The organism is Kitasatospora sp. NPDC056783, from assembly GCF_042789895.1.
Taxonomy (GTDB): domain Bacteria; phylum Actinomycetota; class Actinomycetes; order Streptomycetales; family Streptomycetaceae; genus Kitasatospora.
Genome location: NZ_JBHUAF010000431.1, coordinates 1 through 7,045, shown reverse-complemented (window position 1 = coordinate 7,045; position 7,045 = coordinate 1). Strand labels below are relative to the sequence as shown.

The 7,045-nt window shown below is 74.8% G+C and carries 6 protein-coding genes; 4 read left to right on the top strand and 2 right to left on the bottom strand.

Annotated elements, in window-relative coordinates:
• Window positions 1-8: 8 nt before the first annotated feature.
• On the bottom strand, window positions 9-1,472 hold the full coding sequence (locus tag ACFRMQ_RS35960; RefSeq protein WP_380735026.1) for an MFS transporter: 1,464 nt from the start codon (window positions 1,470-1,472) through the stop codon (window positions 9-11).
• Window positions 1,473-1,661: 189 nt separating this feature from the next.
• Here ACFRMQ_RS35960 and ACFRMQ_RS35955 point away from each other — a divergent pair, with 189 nt between their 5' ends.
• Complete coding sequence (locus tag ACFRMQ_RS35955) at window positions 1,662-2,528, top strand: helix-turn-helix domain-containing protein (RefSeq protein ID WP_380735025.1); 867 nt, start codon at window positions 1,662-1,664, stop codon at window positions 2,526-2,528.
• 30 nt (window positions 2,529-2,558) lie between these two features.
• Here the strand turns inward: ACFRMQ_RS35955 and ACFRMQ_RS35950 are convergent, their stop codons facing one another.
• A complete protein-coding gene (locus ACFRMQ_RS35950) occupies window positions 2,559-3,482 on the bottom strand; it encodes a LysR family transcriptional regulator (RefSeq protein WP_380735023.1) in 924 nt (307 codons plus the stop codon).
• Window positions 3,483-3,578: 96 nt separating this feature from the next.
• Between ACFRMQ_RS35950 and ACFRMQ_RS35945 the strand changes: the two genes are divergently transcribed.
• The 3 genes from ACFRMQ_RS35945 to ACFRMQ_RS35935 are packed head-to-tail and all read left to right on the top strand — an operon-like array spanning window position 3,579 to window position 6,963.
• On the top strand, window positions 3,579-4,283 hold the full coding sequence (locus ACFRMQ_RS35945; RefSeq protein WP_380735022.1) for a succinate dehydrogenase cytochrome b subunit: 705 nt from the start codon (window positions 3,579-3,581) through the stop codon (window positions 4,281-4,283).
• Window positions 4,280-6,229 carry a fumarate reductase/succinate dehydrogenase flavoprotein subunit gene (locus ACFRMQ_RS35940; RefSeq protein WP_380735021.1) on the top strand — a complete coding sequence of 650 codons (1,950 nt, stop codon included), beginning with the start codon at window positions 4,280-4,282 and terminating at the stop codon, window positions 6,227-6,229. Before ACFRMQ_RS35945 ends, ACFRMQ_RS35940 begins: the two co-directional genes overlap by 4 nt.
• Complete coding sequence (locus ACFRMQ_RS35935) at window positions 6,226-6,963, top strand: succinate dehydrogenase/fumarate reductase iron-sulfur subunit (protein WP_380735020.1); 738 nt, start codon at window positions 6,226-6,228, stop codon at window positions 6,961-6,963. Before ACFRMQ_RS35940 ends, ACFRMQ_RS35935 begins: the two co-directional genes overlap by 4 nt.
• Window positions 6,964-7,045 lie beyond the last annotated feature (82 nt).

The window sequence follows — 7,045 nt, the reverse complement described above, 5'->3', positions numbered from 1 at the left end:
CTCCCCGCTCAGTCACCGCTCCGCCGGCCGGGACGGGCCGTGGCGGGGAGGCCGACGAGGAGCAGCAGGCCGGCCGCCGCGGCATAGGCGAGGTGGTGGCCGGGCAGGGACAGCGCGCCCGGTCCGGCCGCACCGACGGCCTGGGCGAGGCCGGCGAGAACGGTGGGGCCGATGCCGCTGCCGATCTGCAAGGCGGTGGCCGTGACCGCCGAGGCGGTGCCGTGGGCCCGGTCCGGCACGTCGCGCAGGCCGGTGACGGTCATCGCGGGGAACGCCAGGCCCTGCCCGACGCCGGTGACGACCAGCCCCACCAGGACCGGCCCGGCGTAGGGGCTGTGCTCCCCCGCCAGGCACCAGACCAGCACGCCGCCGGCGGTGAGCAGGAGGCCCACCACCAGGACCGGACGCGGTCCGCGGGTGCGCATCAGCCGTCCGGAGACCAGCGCGGCCCCGGCGACGGCCAGGCTGACCGGAAGGACCGCGAGCCCGGAGGCGGCCGGTGACATGCCGCGCACCTGCTGGAGGTGGAGCGGCAGCAGGAACAGCGTGCCGGTGACGCAGAAGTAGAAGGCCCCGGCCACCACGGCCGCGGTCCGCACGCCGCGCGTGCGCAGCAGGTCCCGGTCCAGCAGGACCGCGTCCCCGCGGCGGGTGCGGCCTCGCCGCCACCACAGCCATCCGGTGGCGGCGGCGCCCGCCGCTGTCACAGCCGCGAGCGGGCCGCCGCCGGGGCGGGAGGCCAGGTCCGCGCCGAGGACGGTCAGGGTGATCGCCGCCACCAGCGCGCCGGCGCCCGTCAGGTCCAGCGGACCGCGGCGGTGCCGGGTGCCCGCCGGCAGCCACCGTGCGGCGGCCGCGGCGATGGCCACGGCCGCCAGTGCCTGGAGTGCGAACACCCAGCGCCAGCCGAGGGCGCTGGTGACCACGCCTCCGAGGACCAGGCCGGCGCCGTAGCAGCCCGCCTGCGCGGAGGAGAAGACGCCCAGCGCGCGCGAGCGCGCCGGCCCGTCGGCGTACACCGCGGTCAGCAGGGCGGTGGCGGCCGGCATGGTGACCGCCGCCCCCGCCCCCTGCAGCACCCGCCCCACCACGACCGCCCCGTACGCGGGCGCGGCGAACGCCAGCCCGGCGCCCGCCGCCAGCAGCGCCAGGCCCCCGACGAGGACCCGCCGGCGCCGCAGCCGGTCCGCCATCGCCCCGCCGCACAGCAGCAGCCCCGCGAACGCGAGCGCGTAGCCGGTCACCGCCCAGGACAGGTTCTGCGCCGAGGTGCCGAACCGCGCGCCCACCGAGGGCAGGGCGCTGTTGAGCACGGCGACGCCGCCGGCGTCCAGACCCGCCGCCGCGCTCAGCACGACCAGGGGCGCGAACCGGACGGGCACCGGGGCGACGGGAGAGGAGAGGGCGGCCGGGTCGGCGGCCGGCGGCGGGGAGGAAGGCGGCGACTGCGGTTCGCCGGGACGTGCGGGCACGGGCGGGCTCCAGGAACGAGGACGGGAACGAGGACCCGCGGACGCGCCGGTACGGCCGTCGCGGCGCCCTCGGCGGCCAGTCTGGGCCGGGGCCGCGCACCGCGACGAGACACCGCTCCGGGCAGGCCCCGCCGGGGGTGGCCCCGGCAGGGCTACCCCCGGCGGCGCGCGCGGCCCGATACTCGCCGTATGGCACCGTCAGCGGCACTCCCCGAACTGGCCCACTTCCTGCGCACCCGCCGGGCCCGGCTGACCCCGGAGGCCGCAGGCCTGCCCCGGAGCGCGGCCCGCAGGCTGAACGGACTGCGCAGGGCGGAGGTCGCCGCGCTCGCCGGCATCAGCCCCGAGTACTACACCCGGCTCGAACAGGGCCGCCAGCGCCGCCCGTCGCCCGATGTCCTGGACGCGCTCGCCACCGCCCTGCACCTGGACCCCGACGCCCGCCACCACCTCCACCGGCTCGCCGCCGGCACCCCCGGGCACCGGGCCGGGCCGGGCGCCACCGCGCTCCCGGCCGTCCCGGCGGCGACCCTGCGGCTGCTCGACTCGCTCACCCCGTGGCCCGCGCACGTGGTCACCCCCGTGCGGGACGTCCTCGCCTGGAACGACGCCGAGGCCTGGCTGCTCCTCGACTATGCCGAACTCCCGCCCGAACAGCGGAACTTCGCCTGGTTCGTGTTCTGCGACCCGCGGGCGCCCAGGCTCCTCACGGACTGGGAGAAGACGGCACGCGGCAACGTGCGCCGGCTGCGCCACGCGCTGGCCGCCGATCCGGGCGACGAGCGCGGCCACCGGCTCGTGGCCGACCTGACCGCGCGCAGCGGCCGGTTCGCCGCGTTCTGGGAGGAGCACGACGTCCGCGGACCGGCCACCGGCCGCCACGGGTTCCGCCACCCCCGGGCCGGACGGCTCGACCTGGACTACACCGCGTACGTCGTGCCCGGCGCCGACCGCCTCGAACTCGTGGTCCTGACCGCGGACGAGGGATCCCCGACCCACCAGGCGCTGCTGCGGGCCGCGGCGGAGCGCCGCCCCCGGCCGGACCCGGCCCCGTGACCGCGGCCGACCAACGGCCGCCCCTCGACGTCAGGGAAGCAACAGCCGCGTGCCCGGCGGCAGTTCACCCGCCCGGGCGGCGTCGCGCAGATGCGCCAGCAGGGTGGTGTGCAGTGCCTCCGCCGCGCGGGTGAGCGGCACTTCGTGGCCGTGCGCGACGGCGATGGTGCGGCCCAGCCCCGGTCCGGCGAAGGCCGTCACCGCGAGGCCGGAGCGGGCGGCCACCATACCGGGGACGACCGCGGGCCCGATCCCGGCCCGGACGAAGCCCAGCACCGCGTCCATCTCGCCGCCCTCCACCGCGAACTCCGGCTCGAACCCGGCCGCCCGGCAGGCCGCGAGCGCCGCCTCGCGCACGTCGTAGCCCTCCCGGAACATCACCAGCGGCCGGCCCTTCAGCTCCGCCACCCGGACCTTGCGCCGGGCCTGCCGCTCGGCCTCGACCAGCACCAGTTCCTCGTGCAGCAGTTCGGTCACCGCGAGCGCCGACGACTGCTCGCCGCTCGGCCGGGTGATGATCAGCGCGAGGTCCAGCTCCCCCGCCGCCAGCCAGCCGACCAGGTCGCGCGAGCCGCCCTCGCGGACCGCCAGAGACACCCCCGGGTAGCGGCCCCGGAACACCCGCAGCACGTCCGGCACCAGGCTGGTGCACAGGCTCGGCGGCGCGCCCAGCCGGACCCGGCCACGGCGCAGCTGCACCGTCTCCTGCACCGCCAGCCGGGCGCTCTCGGTGTCCGCGAGGATGCGCCGGGCCAACGGCAGCAGGGCGTCCCCGGCGTCGGTGAGCGCGATGTTCCCCCGGGTGCGGTGGAACAGCTGGGCACCCAACTCCCGTTCCAGCGAACGGATCTGCTGGGACAGGGACGGCTGGGCGACGTGCGCCGCCTCGGCCGCCCGGGTGAAGTGCCGGGTCTCGGCCACGGCCAGGAAGTAGCGGAGTTGCTGGAGCTGCACCCGGCCAGGATAGGACGCATCGATAGTCATCGCCTATCGTCATGAGCCGCAGCAGGTCTTGGACGCACCCTGACACCCCTCCCTACCGTTGCTGCCATGACAACCGCGACACGGACGGGCCGGCATCCGTCCACCCTGGCGACCCTGTGGCGGTCGACCGTCGGCAAGAAGGCGGTCATGGCCGTCACCGGACTGGCCATGCTGCTGTACCTGGTCGCGCACATGCTGGGGAACCTCAAGGTGTTCGCCGGCCCGGAGGACATCAACGGCTACGCGGCCTGGCTGCGCACCATCGGCCGGCCCTTCCTGGGCCACGAGTGGTTCCTGTGGATCGCCCGGGCCGGCCTGCTGGCCGCCGTGGTGCTGCACGGCGTCTCCGCGTACCAGCTCAGCCGGCGCGACCTCGCCGCCCGCCCGAGCAAGTACGCGCACCGGCGCCGCCGGGCGAGCTACGCGACCAGGACCATGCGCTGGGGCGGGGTGATCCTGGCGCTGTTCATCGTCTGGCACATCCTCGACCTCACCACGCTGACCGTGAACCCGGGCACCGATCACAGCCAGACGTACCAGAACATCGTGGCCTCCTTCGGCCGCTGGTACGTCGACGTGTTCTACGTCCTCGCGATGCTCGCCGTCGGCCTGCACATCCGGCACGGGTTCTGGAGCGCCGCGCAGACCCTCGGTGCCAACAACGCCCGCCGGGACCGGGCGCTCAAGCTGACCGCCAACGGCCTGGCGCTGGTGCTGACGGCCGGCTTCCTGTCCGTCCCCGTGGCCGTGATGACCGGAGTGGTGAAGTGAGCAGCACGTACCTCGACTACACCGTCGGCGCGGCGGTCGCCGACACCAAGGCGCCGGAAGGGCCGATCGAACAGCGCTGGGACCAAAGGCGGTTCGACGCCAAGCTCGTCAACCCGGCCAACCGGCGCAAGCACACCGTGATCGTGGTCGGCACCGGTCTGGCCGGCGGCGCGGCCGGCGCCACCCTGGCCGAACAGGGCTACCACGTGGTCCAGTTCTGCTTCCAGGACTCCCCCCGGCGGGCCCACTCGATCGCCGCCCAGGGCGGCATCAACGCCGCCAAGAACTACCGCAACGACGGCGACTCGATCCGCCGGCTGTTCTACGACACCGTCAAGGGCGGGGACTTCCGCGCCCGCGAGTCCAACGTGCACCGGCTGGCCCAGGTGTCGGTGGAGATCATCGACCAGTGCGTGGCCCAGGGCGTCCCCTTCGCCCGCGAGTACGGCGGCCTGCTGGACACCCGGTCCTTCGGCGGCGTGCAGGTCTCCCGGACCTTCTACGCCCGCGGCCAGACCGGCCAGCAGCTGCTGCTCGGCGCCTACCAGGCGCTCTCCCGGCAGATCGCCGCCGGGAACGTGGAGTTGCACCCGCGCACCGAGATGCTGGACCTGCTGGTGGTCGACGGCCGGGCCCGCGGCATCGTCGCCCGCGACCTGGTCACCGGTGAGATCCGCTCGTACACCGCGGACGCCGTGGTCCTCGCCAGCGGCGGCTACGGCAACGTGTTCTACCTCTCCACCAACGCCAAGAACTCCAACGCCACCGCGATCTGGCGGGCGCACCGGCGCGGCGCCTACTTCGCCAACCCGTGCTTCACCCAGATCCACCCGACCTGCATCCCGCGCTCGGGCGACCACCAGTCCAAGCTCACCCTGATGAGCGAGTCGCTGCGCAACGACGGCCGGATCTGGGTGCCCAAGGCGAAGGGCGACGACCGGCCGCCGGGGCGGATCCCGGAGGACGAGCGGGACTACTACCTGGAGCGGATCTACCCCTCCTTCGGCAACCTGGTCCCGCGCGACATCGCCTCCCGGGCCGCCAAGAACGTCTGCGACGAGGGCCGCGGCGTCGGCCCCGGCGGCCAGGGCGTCTACCTGGACTTCGCCGACGCGATCCGCCGGATGGGCCGCGAGGCCGTCGAGGCCAAGTACGGCAACCTCTTCGAGATGTACGAGCGGATCACCGCCGAGGACCCGTACCGGGTGCCGATGCGGATCTACCCGGCGATCCACTACACGATGGGCGGGCTCTGGGTCGACTACGACCTCCAGACCACCGTCCCGGGCCTGTTCGCGATCGGCGAGGCCAACTTCTCCGACCACGGCGCCAACCGGCTGGGTGCCAGCGCGCTGATGCAGGGCCTGGCCGACGGCTACTTCGTGCTGCCCCCCACCGTCAACGACTACCTGGCCCGTCACCCGCTGCCCGCGGTGCCCGCGGACCACCCGGTGCTCGCCGAGGTGGAGGCCGAGGTCGAGGACCGGCTCAACCTGATCCTCGCGGTGGACGGCGACCGCACCCCGGACTCGTTCCACCGCGAGCTCGGCGAACTGCTCTGGGACGAGTGCGGGATGGCCCGCGACGCGGCCGGGCTCACCCGGGCGCTGGAGCGCATCCCCCTGCTGCGCGAGGAGTTCTGGCGCCGGATCAAGGTGCCCGGCACCGGCCAGGAGTTCAACCAGTCACTGGAGAAGGCCAACCGGCTGGTCGACTACTTCGAGCTGGCCGAGCTGATGTGCCTGGACGCGCTGCACCGCGCCGAGTCCTGCGGCGGCCACTTCCGCACCGAGAGCCAGACCCCCGACGGCGAGGCCGCCCGCCGCGACGAGGAGTTCTCCTACGCCGCCGCCTGGGAGTTCACCGGCACCGGCGCGGCCCCCGTCCTCCACCGCGAGGACCTCGGCTTCGAACACGTCCACCCCACCCAGCGGAGCTACGCATGAACCTCACCCTGCGCATCTGGCGCCAGGCGGGCCCGGACGCACCCGGCTCGATGACCACCTACCAGGTCGGCGGGATCAGCCCGGACATGTCCTTCCTGGAGATGCTGGACACCCTCAACGAGGAGCTGATCACCCGCGGCGACCAGCCCGTCGCCTTCGACCACGACTGCCGCGAGGGCATCTGCGGCGCCTGCGGCATGGTCATCAACGGCCAGGCCCACGGCCCCGAGCGGACCACCACCTGCCAGCTGCACATGCGGCACTTCGAGGACGGCGACACCATCGACGTCGAGCCCTGGCGGGCGGCGGCCTTCCCGGTGGTCAAGGACCTGGTGGTGGACCGCTCGGCCTTCGACCGGATCATCGGCTCCGGCGGCTTCATCACCGCCCCCACCGGCAGCGCCCCCGAGGCGCACGCCACGCCCGTCCCCAAGGAGGTCGCCGACACCGCGTTCGAGCACGCCGAGTGCATCGGCTGCGGCGCCTGCGTGGCGGCCTGCCCCAACGGCTCGGCGATGCTCTTCACCTCCGCCAAGGTGGTGCACCTCAACGTGCTGCCGCAGGGCGCGCCCGAACGCGCCGCCCGGGTGCGGAACATGGTCTCGGCGATGGACGCCGAGGGCTTCGGCGGCTGCACCAACACCGGCGAGTGCGCCACCGCCTGCCCCAAGGGCATCCCGCTGCCCAGCATCGCGGCGATGAACCGGGAGTTCCTGCGGGCCGCCCGCGGCTGACGGCTCCCCACGGACGGTCGGCCCCCTCGCTCCGGGGCTCGGGGGTGGGGGGCGGCCCCGGTGTGCGGGGGGGCGCCCGGCC